This window comes from Heyndrickxia sp. MSNUG (assembly GCF_049532715.1).
GTDB lineage: Bacteria > Bacillota > Bacilli > Bacillales > Cytobacillaceae > Mesobacillus.
On the sequence record NZ_CP150978.1, the window covers coordinates 4,158,520 to 4,176,654 of the forward strand.

An 18,135-nucleotide genomic window follows, 5' to 3' on the forward strand; every position below is an offset into this window, starting at 1 on the left:
ACCAGGGCTTTGCTATTTTCCTTTCATTCGTTAAAGTGATAGATAGGTAGATCGATATAAAGGAAGTGCACAAATGAAAACAACAGATTTTCTGCCCCGATTCACTGTACCGGTGATGAAAGGGATATTATTAACATTAGCTTTGGCGCTGGCCGCGAGATTGCTAGCAGAACTGCCATTCTTTTCAATCATGGGGCAGCTCGTCATTGCCATCATGTTCGGAATGGTTTGGCGCGCAACATCAGGAGTGAATAGCGGTCTTATGGAGGGGGCTTCTTATTCAAGCAAAAAACTCCTCCGTCTTGGCATCATTCTGCTTGGATTCAGGCTGAACCTCTCCGATATTTACAATGCCGGAGCGACAGTATTTATGATTGCCTTTGCTAACCTCGTGTTTGCGCTTTTGGCCGTATATGGATTGAGCAGGCTTTTTAAGGTTGAAAAGCGTCTTGGCATTCTGACTGCGTGCGGTACAGCTATTTGTGGAGCAGCTGCCGTTGTCGCCATCGCACCGGTTATTAAGGCAAATGAGAAGGAAACTGCAGTTGGAGCCGCAAATGTCGCGGTGCTGGGGACGATTTTCACCATCATCTATACGCTATTATTCTCCTATCTTGGTTTGAATGCCCTCGATTATGGAGTATTCACGGGTGGCACATTGCATGAAATCGCACATGTGGTAGCCGCTGCTGATCCGGCTGGACAACAGGCCTCGGACCTTGCCATCATTGTAAAATTGACCCGAGTGGCATTGCTCGTTCCGGTAGCGATCCTGATTGGTTTTATCATCCGGCGAAAAGAAAACCAGAGTGCCGGCCAAAAAATGACATTAGCAGCTCTGCCGATTCCCTGGTTCATCCTTGGCTTTCTTGCTGTCAGTGCCTTGAATACAACCGGGATGGTCAGTGAAGATGCCGCCGCTGCAATCGTCAGCTTTGCCTACTTGCTGATTGGGATGGCGATGGCCGGACTCGGTCTCAGTGTGGACTTCAAGTCGTTCAGGCAGATGGGCGGAAAGGCACTGTCCGCTGGCCTTGCGGGATCAGTGCTTTTATCTTTATTCGGTTATTTGCTGGTAAAAGTTTTTCTATAACCAAAAATAAAAGCAGCCAATTTCAGATTTCCGAATTTGACTGCTTTTCTATTTTAATGCTGAGAATAAAACATTCCATTTACGATATCCAACAGATCATTTGTCAGGCGTTCTTCCCGCTCAATTGAATATAAATACTGCACTAGCTCGCATAATTTTTTCGTTTGTACCAGATCCATTTTGTCAGCATGCCTTTTTAGTAATCCGAGCAATAGAATAAAATCCTGATCAGTGTAGGTATCATTCATGATTTTATTTTGGACGGATCGGAATTGCCTTTGTTCTGCTAAATCGTGCAAGATCAATTCGTCATTCATTTCACATGCTCCTCGCTAAAATTTCATTCTCATAACTATAGCATCAAGAGCATTACAGAATCATTACATAAATGACGATTCACTTTTATTTCTGAAATATCTTGCTTCTTTTTGTCTATTTGTTTTTTGAAGCAAAGCTACAAGCTGTTCCTGATATCGATCATCCCCAGGATTGAACTTCATCAAAACTTTTAACAGTTCAATTGCCATTTCCTTTTCAGGGGCTGCATTCAGTAAGTCCTCACCTATCCTGATGATCCTGCTTTCCAGCCCCGTCCTGATTTTAAGAAACCAATCATCATAAAAAAGCGGAAACAGAGTGTCGGGAAGCTCTGAAAACCTTTTGACAGCAAGATTCTCCTTCACCTCATAATCACAGGTATGCTCTATTTCATCGATGCAATTAGATAACTCATTCAAATCCAGTTTGCACTGTATCTTCATTTGGATTGAATCTCGATCAATCGCTACATAGTTTTCAATCGGTTCTCCTGTGTGCTCTTCAATGATCGACTTAATATGGTTTAAAGATACGCGCAGTAAATTCCTTGCCTTATTAAGCTCAAGCTCTGGCCAGAACAAATCGTAAATTTGCTCTCTCGTGACAGAGCCATGGTAAGCGATAAAGGTCATGAGCTCTTTTGCTTTGCGCTGATTCCATTTTCCCAGAACTTCGCTGCCATTCAACCAGACCGAAAACTGGCTGATGAAGTTAATTTCCAGGAGATTTTGCGAATCGAGCTTCTCTACTCCCGAACGGACAATGGAGTTTACTTCTTTTTTCAGCGCTTGGGTATACGTAAAGCCAGCACTTTCCGACTCTGCCTGTTTTTTGATGAACATCCTTGAAAACTGAGTGAATATCATAGGCTGATCCATCATTGGAACATAACCGCTGTCAGGTATGATGAAAAATCGCATTTTCTTTAAATAAGGAATGTTCATCACCTGAAGTTCCAGAGGCATCAATGGGTCATACTCACCTTGAAGCATCATCATCGGCACGTTTAACCTCTGGATTTCATCTACTAAATATTCAAGTGCTGTTTCGATAACAAGCCGGAAGAAGCCAATGTAATCAGATGGTGTGACTCTTCGGTAAATCGAAGTCAGTTTAGTGAGCCTGCATTCGGGTGCTTTATAGCTAATCGTATTTACAAGAGCTGTAATCATCTCCTCAAAACGGACACAATCGCTCACTGTTTCAATCCTGTTATTCAATTCCTGCTTGCTGAATTCTTTCGGGATAAAAATGGGCGTGTCCGCAAGGGTTAAAGTTTTTATAAGCTCTTTCTCACTTCTGGCAAGTTCAATGCCCAGTACACCACCGCCCCCGTGGCCAATATAGTGCAATGATGAAATAGTAAGTTTTTCAAGGAGAGCTTTAATGCTATTAATTAGAAGCTCCCATGTAAATGCAGCTTCATTGGCAGAACCACTGTACCCATGCCCAGGCAAGTCACAGCGAATGACATTGAAATCCTTTTGGAACAAAGGAATGACATCATCCCAAATCGACATATCCATGCCCACACCGTGCACAAATAAAACCGTTTCTGCCCCCGGTTTCACACATTTTAAATATTCATAATGAAGGCTGATTTGCTTGGTTTTCTTTGACACCAGTCTTTCCCTCTCTTTTCCGAACGAAATATTGATTTCATTATACCCTTTTGTTTTCAAAATGAATAAAGATATCCTTTTATGTGGGGTTAGTGCTGGACGGTTCGAAGAGTGTATCCAAATTATGTTGAAATTGTGCTGGAACCGTTGCCATAGTGCTTTACAACTTCCATCTGCTGGTAAACGTAGAGATTAGTGCTTATTTTGTAGAGATTACTGCTTATTTCGTAGAGATTATTGCTTATTTCGTAGAGAATTTTAGTTATTTCGTAGAAATTATCGTTTAGTTCGTAGAGATATAATATGCCATCGGACTGCTTATGGCTTAATACTTTCATATTAGCTTCTAAAACGCAGTGATTCATTACGAAATCTAATTGTTTATTAAATATTGAAAGCTGCCAGTCTGGCTAAAAAGCAAAAAAGCGGCTTTATGGCCGCTTTTACCGTCTATTAATCTGTAAAAATCTTTCCGGGATTTAGGATTCCGTTTGGATCGAGTGTTTTTTTGAACATTTTCATGACATCGTATGCTTGACCATGCTCAAGACGCTGATATTTTATCTTCCCAAGACCTACTCCATGTTCTCCGGTACAGGTGCCGCCCCTTTTCAAGGCATAATGAACAATCGCACTATTGATTCGTTCACCGTCTTTTACCTCTTCAGATTTCTCTTTGTCAATTAAGAGCAGGACATGATAGTTCCCATCGCCGACATGGCCGACAATCGCTCCCTCGACGGATGATTCGTCAATCAATTCACGCGTATGGAGGATTGCGCCGGTCAATTCCGAAACGGGAACACAGACATCTGTGAGCATGATTTTTTTGCTGCCGGCATTATGCTTGTATGCGTATAGGAGATTATGTCTTGCGTCCCAAAGCTTGTTCCGCGCTTTCGAGTCGGCTTCGAATTGAAAATTCTGGCACCCATGGTCGCGGACAATCTCACTTGCAAATTCAAGATCCCGGGCAAGGCCAGCTTCGTTACCGTGAAATTCCATAAATAGCGTCGTGCTTTCCTCATAACTAGTATCCATATACTGATTTACTTTTTTAATCGATTCAGCATCGACAAATTCTATTCTGGCTACAGGAATGCCAGCTGATAAAATCCCGACTACAGCGTCAACGGCATTTTTAACAGTCGGAAAAGCAGCTCTTGCCGCTGTAATTGCTTCCGGAATTCCATAGACCTTTAACGTTAATTCAGTTATGACGCCAAGTATTCCTTCAGAACCAACGAACATGCCGTTCAGGTGGATACCAGAGGATGATTTGGCTGACATGCTGCCGGTATGGATAATGTCCCCGTTTGCCAGTACCACTTCAAGGTCCCTGACCTGGTCTCTCATTATCCCATATCGCACCGAGGTCGTACCCGCTGGCATTCGTTGCAGCCATCCCGCCGAGCGTTGCATCTGCACCAGGGTCAACCGAAAAAAACAAGCCGTATTTTTTCAGCTCTTTATTCAACGCTGTTCTCGTTACGCCGGGCTGCACTTTTACAAGAAAGTCATTTTCCCTGATTTCGAGAATCGAATTCATCTGTGATAAATCTAGGGAGATGCCACCATGAACAGGGATTACATGACCCTCCAGACTCGTGCCCAGTCCAAACGGCACGACTGGAATCCTGTTCTCATTCGCAAACTTCAGTATCCGGCTTACATCCTCTTTCGTTTGTGGAAAAACAACTGCATCCGGGAGGCATGGTGTGTGCGATGATTCATCTTTGCTGTGAAGCTCAAGCACCGATTCATTCATAGTCACGTTCTCAGCGCCAACCATTCTTTTAAGATCTTCAAGATAGTTAGCCAAACTCATCTCCCCTTTTGATTGTTTGGTATGCAAGATTTCGTAATTAATTTTTGATTGTATTAGGAACCAAGATACCTGGCGTAATACGATTTTGCTTTTACCGTATCATTTGTTCCATGGACTAAAACCCTTCCATCCTGGAAGATGACCATTGTGATTTCAGCATCTGGCATGAAACGGAGCAAGTACGGATTTCCTTTTACCACACCATTGTTTTTCAAACGATCTGCGAGCTTCTCCAAATCGGTCTTTGCTTTTTGCCGCGGATTGATTTGTATTGTGTTCCTTCCGCATAACGATGCATAGTTAATTTGCTGTTCGGACGAACGGTCCAGGAACTCATATTGATGATGGATACAGGCTGGGCATTCAGGATTGCGGCCCTGGCTTACATCCATTTGCAAAAAGGAGTTAAACCAGATATCCATTTGCTCCAGATTTGGATTTGACTCAGCACCCACTAGTAGTTTAAGAGCTTCGACTGCTTCGAAGGAACCGATAATATCGGTGATTGGGGAAAGGACCCCTATGCTGTCACACGTTTCTCCCAAGCCCGCAGGCACTGAGGGAAACAGGCAGCGGTAACATGGTGTCTCACCCGGCTTGATGACAGCGAACATCCCCCTTGAGCTGACCGCGCCGCCGTATACCCAGGGAATTCCATGTTTGACTGCAACATCATTGATCAAATAGCGGGCCATGAAATTATCGGTCCCGTCGACGATGACATGGAATCCGGTGAGCAAGTCCTCGGCATTATCTAAAGTCAGGTCCGCGATGATGGGCTCTACTTTTACGCCGGAATTGATTTTCTTCAGTTTCTTTTCAGCCGCGATGACCTTCGGCAGGCTATCCTTCGCATCGTCCTCATCGTAAAGCGTCTGGCGCTGAAGATTCGACAGTTCCACGAGGTCCCTGTCAATAATCCGGACATGTCCTACTCCCGAACGGACAAGGTGATTTGAAATAACTGTTCCGAGCGCGCCCATGCCAACGATGACAGCAGAACTATTTAACAGCTTTTCCTGGCCTTCGCTGCCAATTTGCTTGAATAAAATTTGCCGTGAATAACGCTCCATTTCTGTCATAAAAAAATCCCCTCACTTCTAAGTTAAATTATAAGGTAAATAATGCTTTTTTTTGTAGATAAATTTAACTATACTAAATATTAAGAGATACTAAATTCTCTTAATAATCAAAAAGAAAGAGGTGGATTAGTTAAGATGAATCTTGGAGGATTTAAAAACAAAGAAGTTTTAGTTGATTTGACGGATGGTTCGATTGATTACAGAGGCATTAATGAAGAGGATGTTCGAAAGTTTATCGGCGGACGCGGTCTAGGTGTTAAGTATGTTTTGGACAATGGCCCTGAGGTTGAGCCTTTATCAGAAGAAAACATCCTTTGTATCATGACAGGACCTGTTACAGGATCACGTTCTTCGATGAGCGGACGCCTTGCAGTCGTAACGAAGTCTCCATTGACTGGTACGGTTACTGACTCTCATATGGGCGGCTGGACTGCAGCCCGCTTAAAATGGGCTGGAATTGATAATGTTATTTTTAAAGGGAAGAGCGACAAGCCTGTTTACCTTTACATCGAAAATGGCCAGGCAGAGCTTCGTGATGCTTCTGAATTCTGGGGCTTGAGCACACGTGCGACAGTCCAGGCTATGAAGGACCGCTATGGCGCGGATGACCTTAGTGTCATGACGATTGGCCAGGCTGGTGAAAATGGCGTGCGCTTTGCAGGCTTCATGAACGAGCATGACCGTTCAGCTGGACGCGGCGGCACTGGTGCGGTTGCGGGCTTCAAGAAATTGAAGGCAATCGTCATCAAGGCAGCTCAAAAGGGCAATATGCCTGAGCCAGCACAAAAGGATGACTACAACCAAGCTAACAGAAAAGCTGTTAAAGCGATTCTTGAAGGCGGATTGACGGCTCCGAACAAGGGCGGATTATCTGTATATGGAACAAACGTCCTTACTAACTTGATCAATGAAGTGGGAGCGCTTCCAACAAGGAACTCTCAGTTAACACACTGGGATGAGGCAGAAAAGCACTCAGGCGAGTATGTAAACGAGCACCTGCTTGTTGCGAACAATACATGCCACGCTTGTCCTGTCGCTTGTAAAATTGAAGTTGAAGTTAAAGAAGGAAAATACAAGACTCGCGTTGAGAGCTTTGAGTTCGAATCTGCATGGGCGCTTGGAGCAAACAGCGGACTAAGCGATTCTGAAGCGATCGCATACTTAATCGATATTTGTAATGAATACGGAATGGATACAATTGAACTTGGCCACGCAATTTCTGTCACGATGGAAGCGTATGAAAAAGGCCTAGTTGGCGAAAAGCTTGATTGGGGCGATGCAGACGGCATGATCGAAATCGCACGCAAGATCGCTTTCCGTGAAGGCTTCGGCGGCATTCTTGCTGAGGGACCTGCGCGCGCAACAGCTCTATGGGGAGCTCCTGAGCTTTCGATGTCTGTTAAAGGCCAGTCTATCCCGGCTTACGATCCACGCGGCATCCAGGGTATCGGCCTTGGCTATGCAACTAGTAACCGTGGTGCTTGTCACCTTCGCGGCTACACGATTGCGAGTGAAATCGCCGGTATTCCTGAGCCAACTGACCGTACTGTGGCAGAAGGAAAAGCTGAGCTTCTGAATGTATTCCAGAACTTGCTTTCATTCTCTGACTCTATGAATATCTGTAAGTTCTCTTCATTCTCAGAAAATGCAGAGCACTATGCAGAGCAGTACAGCACGATGACTGGTATTCCAATGACTGCTGATGAAGTAATGCTTGCAGGTGAAAGAATCTATAACCTTGAGCGCTACTACAATAACCTGGCTGGCTTCAATAAGCGTGAGGACGACTTCCTTCCTAAACGCTTCACAGAAGAAGCAGCTTCAGGAAACAGCTTAGGCTTGGTAAGCCGCATGGACATCATGCTTGATGATTACTATAACGTACGCGGCTGGGTAGACGGTGTTGTACCTGAACAAAAGCTTCGCGAACTAGGAATCATTGACGGATCAACGACTCCTGCTGCTGAAGAGGTTTAATTAGCTGATAAATCTGCTCCTGTTTTCAGGAGAGAGGCTGATTGACTGTAAGAATGATAGAAAACCAGGCGATATTGCCTGGTTTTTTATTTTAAATTGGTGACAACATGAATGTTTGAGAGGTTTTCTTTTAAAACGGGAGCTCAGACTAGGGATTATTTTAAAAGATAGCGGTAGGCCTGAATCTGGCGAAAATGAGGGGGAATCTGGCGATTATGAATGATAATCTGGCGAAATGGAAGATATTCTGGCAAATTGGAAAATAGACGCTATTATTTCCAATTCAGCCGCGCCCAAAGCTTTTTGCTGGAACAAAAAAAAGGCCCCAGCTAAATATTGCTGAACCCTTTCCTCTATCTACCCGCCAACCCGGGTCGTTTTATAACGGTACTTTTTAATGAGTTGTTCCAACTCTGCCAAACTCTCAGCAGCAAATCGAATATGTATGGCATTGACAATGAAGGTTTTTGTGAACGAGATTTCTTCCTCGCTTAAAATCTCCGCGCGCCATCCTTCTCCGTCATAAACAAACGGGAAAGTATTCGAGGTAAGGACTCCGCCCAATTCCTCGAAATAGGTACCGAGATGATCTCTATTGATACCACGAAACTCCAGGATTCGTTCAGCCATATTAACCCCCGGCTACCGGAGGGAATAACGCAAATTGGTCGCTATCCTTAACGAATGTCTCAAGTTCATTGTCATGGACGATGTTTCTGCCATTTATATAGACATGGACAAACGGCTTGAGCTGCTTTTCCTCCGTGAATATTTCCTCATCCAAATCTGGAAACATCTCGATCATTTTATCCAGAACATCAATCACGCGATCTCCATCCGGCTTGACTTCGACCGTCACGCCCCCGCAAATTTGCCTCAGATTCGCAAACACCTTCACCTGCATCCAAACCGCCCCTTTCTACTACCCTAATAATAAAATGAAAATTGCAAAATGTCATTATCTCTTTCTATCAAATTGGAAAGCTGACGGCGCTTCACCGCATTACCGTATTGGGGGTCAGACCCCCGCCGCTTCACCGCATTACCGTGCCGGGGGTCAGACCCCCAGCGCTTTAATGCGTTACTTTGTTATGGTTTCGGCGAATTGTTTGATGATGGAACGGGTTTCTGCATCGGCATGGGTGACGATATAGAAGGCTCTTTGATATGGCTCGAAGTGATCGATAATCTGGATTCGCCCGACTTTGGATGCTGGAAGTGCTGCAAGGCGTGAAATGAAACTGATGCCCAGCCCGGCTTCTACTGCTGCAATGACGGATTCGGTGCTTCCGGTGGAAATGGAAGTTTTTAAATCGGCAACGGAGAATCCTTTTACAGCAAGGAATTCTTCCATCATCTTTCTTGTGCCAGATCCCTCTTCCCTCATAACAAAGTCGTACCTTTTAATCTGGTCAAATTCTGGACTCGGCGATTGGACTAATGGGTGGTCAACCGGTGTGATCAGCACGAGTGAATCCGTGGCAATCGGCTTGCTCTTAATATTTTTGGAATCGTCATGCAGTCCGATTATGCCCACATCCACTTGATTAGCATGAATTTTGTTCAGAACTTTTCTTGAATCACCAATTTCCACACGTACCTCTACCTTAGGATATAGGCTCCGGAACTTCTTGATCCAACCTGGCAGCAGATACGTGCCGGGAATTGTGCTTGCACCGATTGTGAGAGTCCCGGTCAGTGTGCCTTGAAATTCACCCAGCTCGTCCTCAAGTGTTCTCCACCTTTTAAAAATGTCTTTTGCGGCGGTATACACGAGCATACCTGCAGGTGTCGGCCGAATTCCCGCTGCGCCTCGATCGAGCAGCTCGAATCCCAAATCTTCTTCAAGACTCTTGATTTTCAGGCTGACTGTTGGCTGGGAGCTTTTCAAGGCCGCAGCTGCTTCTGAGAAGCTATTTTTTTCAACAACCATTATGTACGCTTCTAGTTTTTTAAGATTCATTTTCAAACTCCATTTGAATTCCGACTTATTTAAATTTATTTTAATACGCAAAGTACCTTTTGGGGAAAGAGATTTTATGAGGACCGAAAACTAAAAGTAAAAATTTACATTACATATAGTGTTGACATATTATTGTCTGAATATTATTATAGTTCTTGTAAATGATTTCAGAATAATAAAATCGATGAAGAGAACACATCCTTTATGGAACTGATCCACAGAGAGCCGGTGATTTGCTGCAAGCCGGTGTTCAGCGAATAACAGGGTATCATCTCCGAGATGCAGAGCTGAATTGCAGTAAGCTTTCGCCGGTCTGTCCGCCGTTAAATGGAACACGTATGATGGTACGTTGATGAGGGCCGCATGTTTATGCGGAATCAGGGTGGTAACGCGAGCATGACTCGTCCCTATTTACAGGGGCGAGTTTTTATTTTTCTCTATATAATATTCCGTTCCGAAATTCCTATACTCTCAGTGCCAAAACATAATATTAGGAGGAGAAAAAGGATGGGAAGCTTGAAAAGAAAAGATACGTTAACAATCGGCCTTATGTTATTTGCATTATTTTTTGGGGCAGGAAATTTGATTTTCCCTCCATTTTTAGGACAGGAAGCTGGAGCTAACTTTTGGCCGGCAATGCTTGGTTTTGTTGTAACTGGTGTCGGACTGCCGTTACTGACCGTTGTCGTCATTTCAATGGCAAAGGATGGAATCCAGGAAATCGGTTCACGTGTTCATCCATTATTCGCTGTCGTGTTCAGCGCAGCGGTTTATTTATCGATTGGGCCATTCTTCGGGATTCCGAGAAGTGCCAATGTTGCATTTGAAATGTCTGTTAAGCCATTCCTGGCTGAATCAGGCTCACATTCTATGATGCTCATGATTTTCACGGTTGTATTTTTCGCTCTTGTGTACTGGGTGTGTCTAAACCCTTCCAAAATGGTGGAACGGATTGGCAGTATTTTGACACCTGTCCTGCTTGCTGCGATTGTCCTGCTTGTAGTAGCGAGTATTTTTAAGCTTGATGGTTCATTTGGAGCCGTATCTGAAAAGTACACAGCCACTCCATTTGTTACCGGGTTCCTTGAAGGTTACCTGACAATGGATACAATCGCGGCTCTCGCCTTTGGGATCATTGTCATCAGCGCAGTCCAGCACAAGAAACAACTTGAAAGATCTCAAGTGGTCAGAGAAACATTAAAGGCTGGATTGATTGCTGGGATTGGACTTACTTTCGTCTATGTTACAGTTGGAATGCTTGGAGCTAAGATGGCTTCAGTCGGCACTTTCGATAATGGCGGTACCATTTTAACAGAAGCAGCAAAATTGGTGTTCGGCACTCCTGGCATGCTGCTGCTCGGATTGATTGTAACCCTCGCCTGCTTTACAACGGCAGTTGGCCTTGTTGCAGCTACGAGCCAGTTTTTTGCCAAAATGATGCCAAAGGTTTCATATAAGACATTTACTCTCGCGATCACAGTGATCAGCTTGTTAATTGCGAACCTTGGTCTTAACCAAATCATTTCGATTTCAGTGCCTGTGTTGATCGTCCTTTATCCGATCACGATCGTGCTTGTTGTACTTTCCTTCCTTGACCGTTTCTTTAATGGTTCAAGAGGAGTTTATATCGGAGCTGTTTTCACGGCGGGAATGGTTAGTGTGATTGACGGCCTTAAATCATTCGGAATCGAATCAGAAGCACTTGCCTCCACGCTAAAATCGCTGCCGCTCTATGCGGAAGGGCTCGGCTGGCTATTGCCTGCCTTGATTGGCGGACTTGCTGGATGGGCATTTGAAAGATTCTTTTTATCCCGTTCTGTTAAAAAGAGTTTAAAACCAGCATCAGAATAATAAATGAAGCTATGATCTCTGCACAGCTTTTACAAAAGAAGCCTGACTGCACTTCAATTGTGCAGTCAGGCTTCTTTTTATTTATTGACCATGTAAAACTTGATTTTTGCTTCAATCAATAGAGTTTTTCAAATCAACAATCTAATGATTATTCTTTATGCCTTCCCATTCTGATCCCAAGATTCCCATCATAATCCGATCATGAATCTTGCCGTCACGGTGAACGGCTTGCCTCATCCTGCCCTCTATCTGGAATCCGGCTTTTTGGTAAGCTCGGATCGCTCCGGCATTGTATTCAATGACGTCAAGGCCGACGCGATGTAGATTCAGTTCATGGAAGGCATAGCGAAGAATCAGCTTCAAGGCATCCGATCCATACCCCTTGTTTCGATCCCTGGCATCACCAATTCCGATGGCCAGCATCCCCGCCCGGTTGTTCCACTCAATACTGTGGATTACGACAAATCCTATGAGCCTGTCCTCCTCAATCGTTCTTAAACGGAAATAAAAACTGTTCGGGCTTGGATTCCCCTCATTTTCAAAGCTTTGGTGCGGCCGGGGACGAGCAATGTCCGTATCAACATTCCGAAGGTATTCTGGATCTTCATCCCACTTGGCAATAATTTCAGCATCTCCGTCCCTTTTAGCTGTCAGCTTTAAAAATTGCCCTCGAAATAGATTGGTTGTCATTTGTAATCTCCTATTCTACTGTTATTGTCACCTCTTCATATGAAAAAAACGTTTTATATATCCGCAATATTCTATCCCCTTTATGGTTTGATATTCTTATCTTAAGATGCTGTCTTAACATTTGCAATATTGCATGATCCACCATTTCTTCTTACTTCCAACTCTCAAAACATAATTAATATATTACAATAACATTTCATTCGCGCTGCATCTCTCAAAAAAACCATTTCAAATTCCATTATTAATCAATATAAAAGGAAATATATCCTTATAGCACATAATTATCCACTCCTATGTGTCGTTATATTGCAATAACTAAACCGAAAGTCCTCATTCAGATTACTTTTCTTACAAATTAGCACTTATGAACCAACTTGAATCCTGAGTCGAATCGCTTTCATTTTTCAAAGGAATCGTTTCCATTCTTGTCAGAATCATAATTATGGGACTTATGACTAATCGCTCTAACTAGTATATACAGGCATTGACGTTAGTCTGCTAAATCAATAAAGTCAGAGAGGTGAAAACAATAGAATGGAGAGTTGTGAATATGAGAACAATGAACAGCACGCTCAGAGTGTTCGTCATTATAAGTACAGTTATGATGCTTGCACTTTCAGCAAACTTAACGTCTGCCTTCGCAGCTGTTACACAGCCAGAAGCCGATACTCCTTTAAAGAAGGAAAATCTGCAAAAGCTGTCAGCTCAAAGTGTCAAGAAATTGGACAATGGTGTTCAATTTGATTTAGGAGAATACAATGCATTTATCCGTATTTTTTCAAAGGATCTAGTAAAAGTCTCTATTCTAAAAGATGGAGAGAAGGAAGAGTTTTCTCCTGCCATCAAAAAGCAGGATTGGAAGACTCCTAGATTCAGTACACAGGATGGTAAAAAAGAGTACACAATTTCAACAGAAGAATTAACAATCAAAATCAGCAAAGCACCATTTGGTGTTAAGTTTTTAGACAAGCAAGGCAATGTGATCAACGAAGATTACTTGCAAAACGGAGCAGCTTCCGGCTATGAAAACGGCAAGCCTTATGTTTTCAAGAAAACGGAAAAAGGCGAAAACTTCTATGGTTTCGGTGAACAGGCTGGCTTGAATTTTAACCAGCGCGGCGAGAGCATCGGAATGTGGAACACGGATGCTTATTCATATAATAAAGATACAAAATATGTTTACACTTCTATTCCTTTCTTCATGGGACTGAAGGATAAAAAAGCTTACGGAATTCTTTTTGATAACTCATACCGCTCATACTATGAAATGGCGAGCGAGTCGGATGATTACTACTACTTCTATGCAAATGGCGGTCCGCTGACATATTACTTCATGAACGGACCTGAGATTTCTGATGTATTAGATATTTATACTGAGTTAACAGGTAAAATGGACCTTCCAGCTGAATGGACATTAGGTCTTCACCAAAGTAAATGGGAATACCAAGCGGAAGAGATCGTCAAAGTGGCGAAAACATACCGTGAAAAGAAAATTCCTTTAGACACGATGCACTTTGATATTGACTACATGGACGGCTACCGTGTCTTTACATGGAGCGAAAAATACAAGCAAGCTCTAAAAGAATTGAAATCAATGCCTGGATTCCACGCAATCGCGATTAACGATCCAGCTGTTAAAAAAGATGAAAACTACCGCCTGTTCCAGGAAGGCACAAAAAATGATTATTGGGCGAAAAACGCTGATGGCACTCCGTTCATCGGTCCAGTATGGCCTGGCGATTCTGCTTTCCCAGATTTCTCTAAAAAAGAAGTCCGCGACTGGTGGGCAAAGAACCATAGCGTACTTTTCGATGCTGGCATTGACGGCATCTGGAACGACATGAATGAACCAGCTGTATTCCTTGATGGTCCGGAATTCAATCACACAATGCCATTGAATTCTTATTTCGGTTATGAAAATGATAAGAAATTGCAAACTGAGTACCACAACCTATATGGACATGATGAAGCTGAAGCTACTTATAATGCTTGGGCTATGAACAAGCCAGCAGATCGTCCATTTGTTTTGACTCGTGACATGTTCGCTGGAACACAGCGCTATGCTGCGCTTTGGACTGGCGATAGCGTAAGTAACTGGGAACACCTGCAAATGTCGATTCCTATGAACACGAATATCGGTCTATCTGGGGTTTCATTCGTAGGTAACGATATCGGCGGTTTCGCTAAGCGTCCAGACGCTGAATTATTCGCTCGCTGGATGGAAGTCGGCGCATTCCTGCCATTCTCTCGTATCCACTATGATAGTGATGCAAAATCTGAGATCAAACAAGGTCAAGAGCCTTGGGCATTTGGTCCAGAAGTTGAAAAAATCTCTAAGAAATATATCGAAATGCGTTATCAGTTATTGCCTTACCTATACAATGCGTTCCAGGATTCTGCAGAAACAGGTAAGCCGGTTCAGCAGCCGCTTGTCTACCATTACCAGGAAGATGAGAACACATACAATATCAACGACCAGTTCATGTTTGGCGATTCAATGATGCTTGCACCTGTTGTGACACAAGGACAGACAAGCCGTAATGTTTACCTTCCAAAGGGTGAAACATGGGTAGATTTCTGGACAAGCAAAGAATATAACGGCGGACAGACAATCAAGGTGGACGCTCCACTTGCCCATCTGCCAATCTTTGTGAAGAAGGATTCTATGATCCCAACTCGTGAAGTCCAGCAGTATACTGGTGAAAAGGATCTTACAAATCTTGTTTTAGACACTTACCTTAAAAATGAAGCAACATACAGCTTCTATGAGGATGATGGTGAATCCCTTGACCATCAAAAAGGCGAATTCGATGTGACGGACTTCCACATCACGAAAAAGCATAACAAAATCGAATTCTCTAAAAAGATGTCAGCGGACAACTTCGATTCAGCACTTAAGCAGTACACACTTAAGCTGAATAATGAAAAAGCACCGAAGAAAGTCCAAGCTGCACGAAATCAATACAAAGCAGTTAAATCTATGAACGATATGACGAACACAAAGCGTTCATACTTCTACGATGCTGGTACGAAAACACTTTATGTGAACATTCCAGTTGAAGAAAGCAAAAACGTTCAAATCAAATTTTAATAGATAAGACGGAGGGACTAATCAAACGTTTGATTAGTCCCTTCTATTTCTTTTGCAGCAACACTTTTTAAGGCTGGTGAACAAATGATGAAGCTTAAAAAGAGGATATGGATTTTCCTTTTACTCCTTATTATTGGGGTATTGCTCCTTACCATAGAATGGCCAACTCCGAAAAAACTCCAACCCACTAAGAAAGGAACAGAGGTTTCCGGCCTGTTTTCCGATCTGCAAACGGACAAAGCCCGATACAATCCTGGTGAAAAGGTTATTTTCCGCCTGAATACAGACTATGATCCTATTAAATTTCAGGTCAGCTATTTTCATTTAAATAAGAAACTGAAAACAGAAACAATCACCAACAAACACTCCTGGTCCTGGCAGCCCCCTGAAGATGATTTTAAGGGTTATCTGGTTGAAGTGAAAATGACAGAGGAAAAGAAAGTTCATACCGAGACAATTGCTGTGGATGTTTCAAGTGATTGGAGCAGGTTCCCCCGTTACGGATTCCTGTCGGAGTTCAATGAAAAATCATCACAAGAAATGAAGAATACAATTGCTTCTTTGAATCGATATCATCTTAATGGTATACAATTTTACGATTGGCATTTTGAACATCAGCAGCCTTTGAAAATGGACGACGGCTCCCCTGCCCCACATTGGCAGGATGTTGCAAATCGGGATATTTCTCTTCAAACCATTGGGCAATATATTGAACTGGCGCACAACCACGGCATGAAAGCAATGGCCTATAATTTATTGTATGGATCGTTTGAAAACGGAGGATTGCCGTACGAATGGCATCTATTCAAAGACAATGAACGGAAAGAAATCGATCAGCATCCCCTTCCTGACCAATGGAAAAGCAATATTAACATCATGAATCCAACCAATCCTTGGTGGCAGGATTATATCATCAATCAGCAGCGGATGGTCTATGATCATCTATCGTTTGATGGCTGGCATATTGACCAATTAGGGGACCGCGGTGAAGTGTTTAATGAATGGGGAGACACCGTCTCGATTGCCGACAGCTTCGCTCCATTTTTAGCAAAAATAAAGGAGCAGCTTCCTGAAAAGGATATTGTCATGAATGCGGTGAATCAGTTTGGACAGAAGTCCATTTCCGATGCATCCCCTGCTTTTCTCTATACAGAAGTTTGGGATGAGTATAAATTTTACAATGACCTTAAAAGGATACTGGATGAAAATTTATCTTTGTCTGACGGTGCCGGCTCCGTGCTTGCTGCCTATATGAATTACCAGCTTTCAGATAATCCGGGTGAATTCAATGAACCTGGTATCCTGCTGGCTAATTCAGTGATCTTCGCAAATGGCGGTGCCCACCTTGAACTCGGGGAGCACATGTTGTCGAAAGAATATTTTCCGCATAATCAATTGAAAATGCCTGGGACACTGGAAAAACAGCTGATTACTTACTATGATTTCCTGACCGCCTATGAAAATCTCTTAAGAGATCAAGTGAAGGATTCATTTGTCAGCTTAGCTTCACAAGAAGGCATTCCTTTATCATTTAATATGCCCGAGCGAAATAAATTATGGATTATCCCTAAAGAGAAAGATCATAGAAAAATCCTTCACTTTATCAATTTCCTTGATGCCACTTCGATGGAATGGCGCGACACAGATGGAAAACAGGCAAAACCAGCGGTAAGAGAGGATCTCCGCTTCACTTATAAAGAAGCCCTGATGGTAAAAGAAATCTGGCTCGCTTCACCTGACATTCAATCTGGAAAAGCTGTATCCCTGGATTTCAATCAAAAAGAAGGAGAAATAAGCTTCACCCTCCCTTCACTCAGTTATTGGGATATGGTTGTTATTGAGTATGAATGAGATATTAGATCTTAACAAAATAAGAAAAGCGCAAAGGCATGACAGTGAAGTCGGTTTGACTTCATGTACAGAACCGAGGCGGCTCAAGGTGTTATAGGCTCTGGAGCTCGACAACTCAAAGTGAAGTTTATATTTTCTCCTTTTAAAAACGCCCAGAGTTTATTGCTCTGGGCGCTGATTATTTTATGGGTCCATTAAAATGGAAATTATTTTATCAAATACGACATAGGCGTAAACCTAATGCCATTCACAAACTGCTCATTGTCTGTTTCGATAAAACCAAGCCTTTTATATACAGTAACTGCAAATGGAGATGAATTAACGGTGATCTCGCTGATTCCATTCGTGTTTTTACATGCTTCCTCAACAGCTTGAAACAACCTTCTAGCTATACCCTGCCGATGATATTCTTTTTTAACAAAAAGCATACTGATATGATTCTTCCCCTTCGTTGCGATGACTCCTGCCATTTCACCATCCTCTTTCCAGCCCCAAAAGGATACCTTTCCATCTTTATATTGCTCAATATTAGAATGATAAAATATAAATTTTTGGAACTCCTCAATGCCTTGTTCAGAGTAATCCGGTGCCTGGAATTCCTGGAATACGGCCCATACTAAATCTAGAGCTGCTTTGATTTCTTCTTTTTGAAGCTGTATAATCCCCATCCTGATTCCCCTCCTTACTCTTTTATTCTATTCTTCCAGGGCATCTGGATTCCCTTGTTCACTTAAAAACAGGTTCAGTTCTTGTACTTCAAAATTCTTTT

General features: G+C 42.9%; 13 protein-coding genes, 1 pseudogene and 1 other annotated feature. Of the genes and pseudogenes, 5 read left to right on the forward strand and 9 right to left on the reverse strand.

The genetic code is table 11. The features are described 5' to 3' along the window. The first annotated feature begins 73 nt into the window (after nt 1-73). Entirely contained in the window at nt 74-1,093 is a 1,020-nt protein-coding gene (locus tag AABM38_RS21080; RefSeq protein WP_423408126.1) for a YeiH family protein, read from the forward strand. Nucleotides 1,094-1,146: 53 nt separating this feature from the next. On the opposite strand, the gene AABM38_RS21085 is transcribed toward AABM38_RS21080, so the two are convergent. From AABM38_RS21085 to AABM38_RS21100, 4 genes and pseudogenes are all read right to left on the reverse strand, one after another. Next, complete coding sequence (locus AABM38_RS21085) at nt 1,147-1,410, reverse strand: hypothetical protein (protein WP_423408127.1); 264 nt, start codon at nt 1,408-1,410, stop codon at nt 1,147-1,149. 63 nt (nt 1,411-1,473) lie between these two features. Next, nucleotides 1,474-3,033: an alpha/beta fold hydrolase gene (locus AABM38_RS21090; RefSeq protein WP_423408128.1), complete on the reverse strand. Its 1,560-nt coding sequence runs from the start codon at nt 3,031-3,033 to the stop codon at nt 1,474-1,476. Between the two features lie 453 nt (nt 3,034-3,486). Continuing rightward, nucleotides 3,487-4,861 (reverse strand): annotated as a pseudogene (locus AABM38_RS21095) (FAD-binding oxidoreductase). A gap of 53 nt (nt 4,862-4,914) precedes the next feature. After that, nucleotides 4,915-5,943: a ThiF family adenylyltransferase gene (locus AABM38_RS21100; RefSeq protein WP_423408129.1), complete on the reverse strand. Its 1,029-nt coding sequence runs from the start codon at nt 5,941-5,943 to the stop codon at nt 4,915-4,917. 135 nt (nt 5,944-6,078) lie between these two features. Between AABM38_RS21100 and AABM38_RS21105 the strand changes: the two genes are divergently transcribed. After that, a complete protein-coding gene (locus AABM38_RS21105) occupies nt 6,079-7,920 on the forward strand; it encodes an aldehyde ferredoxin oxidoreductase family protein (RefSeq protein WP_423408130.1) in 1,842 nt (613 codons plus the stop codon). Nucleotides 7,921-8,277: 357 nt separating this feature from the next. Here the strand turns inward: AABM38_RS21105 and AABM38_RS21110 are convergent, their stop codons facing one another. From AABM38_RS21110 to AABM38_RS21120, 3 genes are all read right to left on the reverse strand, one after another. Beyond that, on the reverse strand, nt 8,278-8,550 hold the full coding sequence (locus tag AABM38_RS21110) for a hypothetical protein (RefSeq protein ID WP_423408131.1): 273 nt from the start codon (nt 8,548-8,550) through the stop codon (nt 8,278-8,280). A gap of 1 nt (nt 8,551) precedes the next feature. After that, a complete protein-coding gene (locus AABM38_RS21115; protein ID WP_335374809.1) occupies nt 8,552-8,824 on the reverse strand; it encodes a ubiquitin-like small modifier protein 1 in 273 nt (90 codons plus the stop codon). Nucleotides 8,825-9,001: 177 nt separating this feature from the next. Beyond that, nucleotides 9,002-9,883, reverse strand: a complete 882-nt coding sequence (locus tag AABM38_RS21120) for a selenium metabolism-associated LysR family transcriptional regulator (protein WP_423408132.1) — start codon at nt 9,881-9,883, stop codon at nt 9,002-9,004. 175 nt (nt 9,884-10,058) lie between these two features. Further along, nucleotides 10,059-10,295 (forward strand) — a binding site (T-box leader). Nucleotides 10,296-10,390: 95 nt separating this feature from the next. Between AABM38_RS21120 and brnQ the strand changes: the two genes are divergently transcribed. Continuing rightward, nucleotides 10,391-11,734, forward strand: a complete 1,344-nt coding sequence (brnQ, locus tag AABM38_RS21125) for a branched-chain amino acid transport system II carrier protein (RefSeq protein WP_423408133.1) — start codon at nt 10,391-10,393, stop codon at nt 11,732-11,734. A 141-nt stretch (nt 11,735-11,875) separates the two neighbouring features. Here the strand turns inward: brnQ and AABM38_RS21130 are convergent, their stop codons facing one another. Beyond that, nucleotides 11,876-12,424, reverse strand: a complete 549-nt coding sequence (locus AABM38_RS21130) for a GNAT family N-acetyltransferase (protein WP_423408134.1) — start codon at nt 12,422-12,424, stop codon at nt 11,876-11,878. Between the two features lie 550 nt (nt 12,425-12,974). Here AABM38_RS21130 and AABM38_RS21135 point away from each other — a divergent pair. Both AABM38_RS21135 and AABM38_RS21140 read left to right on the forward strand, forming a co-directional pair. Beyond that, nucleotides 12,975-15,515: a glycoside hydrolase family 31 protein gene (locus tag AABM38_RS21135; RefSeq protein WP_423408135.1), complete on the forward strand. Its 2,541-nt coding sequence runs from the start codon at nt 12,975-12,977 to the stop codon at nt 15,513-15,515. A gap of 84 nt (nt 15,516-15,599) precedes the next feature. After that, a complete protein-coding gene (locus tag AABM38_RS21140; protein ID WP_423408136.1) occupies nt 15,600-17,366 on the forward strand; it encodes a glycoside hydrolase family 66 protein in 1,767 nt (588 codons plus the stop codon). Nucleotides 17,367-17,572: 206 nt separating this feature from the next. Here AABM38_RS21140 and AABM38_RS21145 read toward each other — a convergent pair whose 3' ends face one another. Further along, nucleotides 17,573-18,034, reverse strand: coding sequence for a GNAT family N-acetyltransferase (locus tag AABM38_RS21145; protein ID WP_423408137.1), 462 nt, complete (start codon nt 18,032-18,034; stop codon nt 17,573-17,575). Nucleotides 18,035-18,135: the final 101 nt, after the last annotated feature.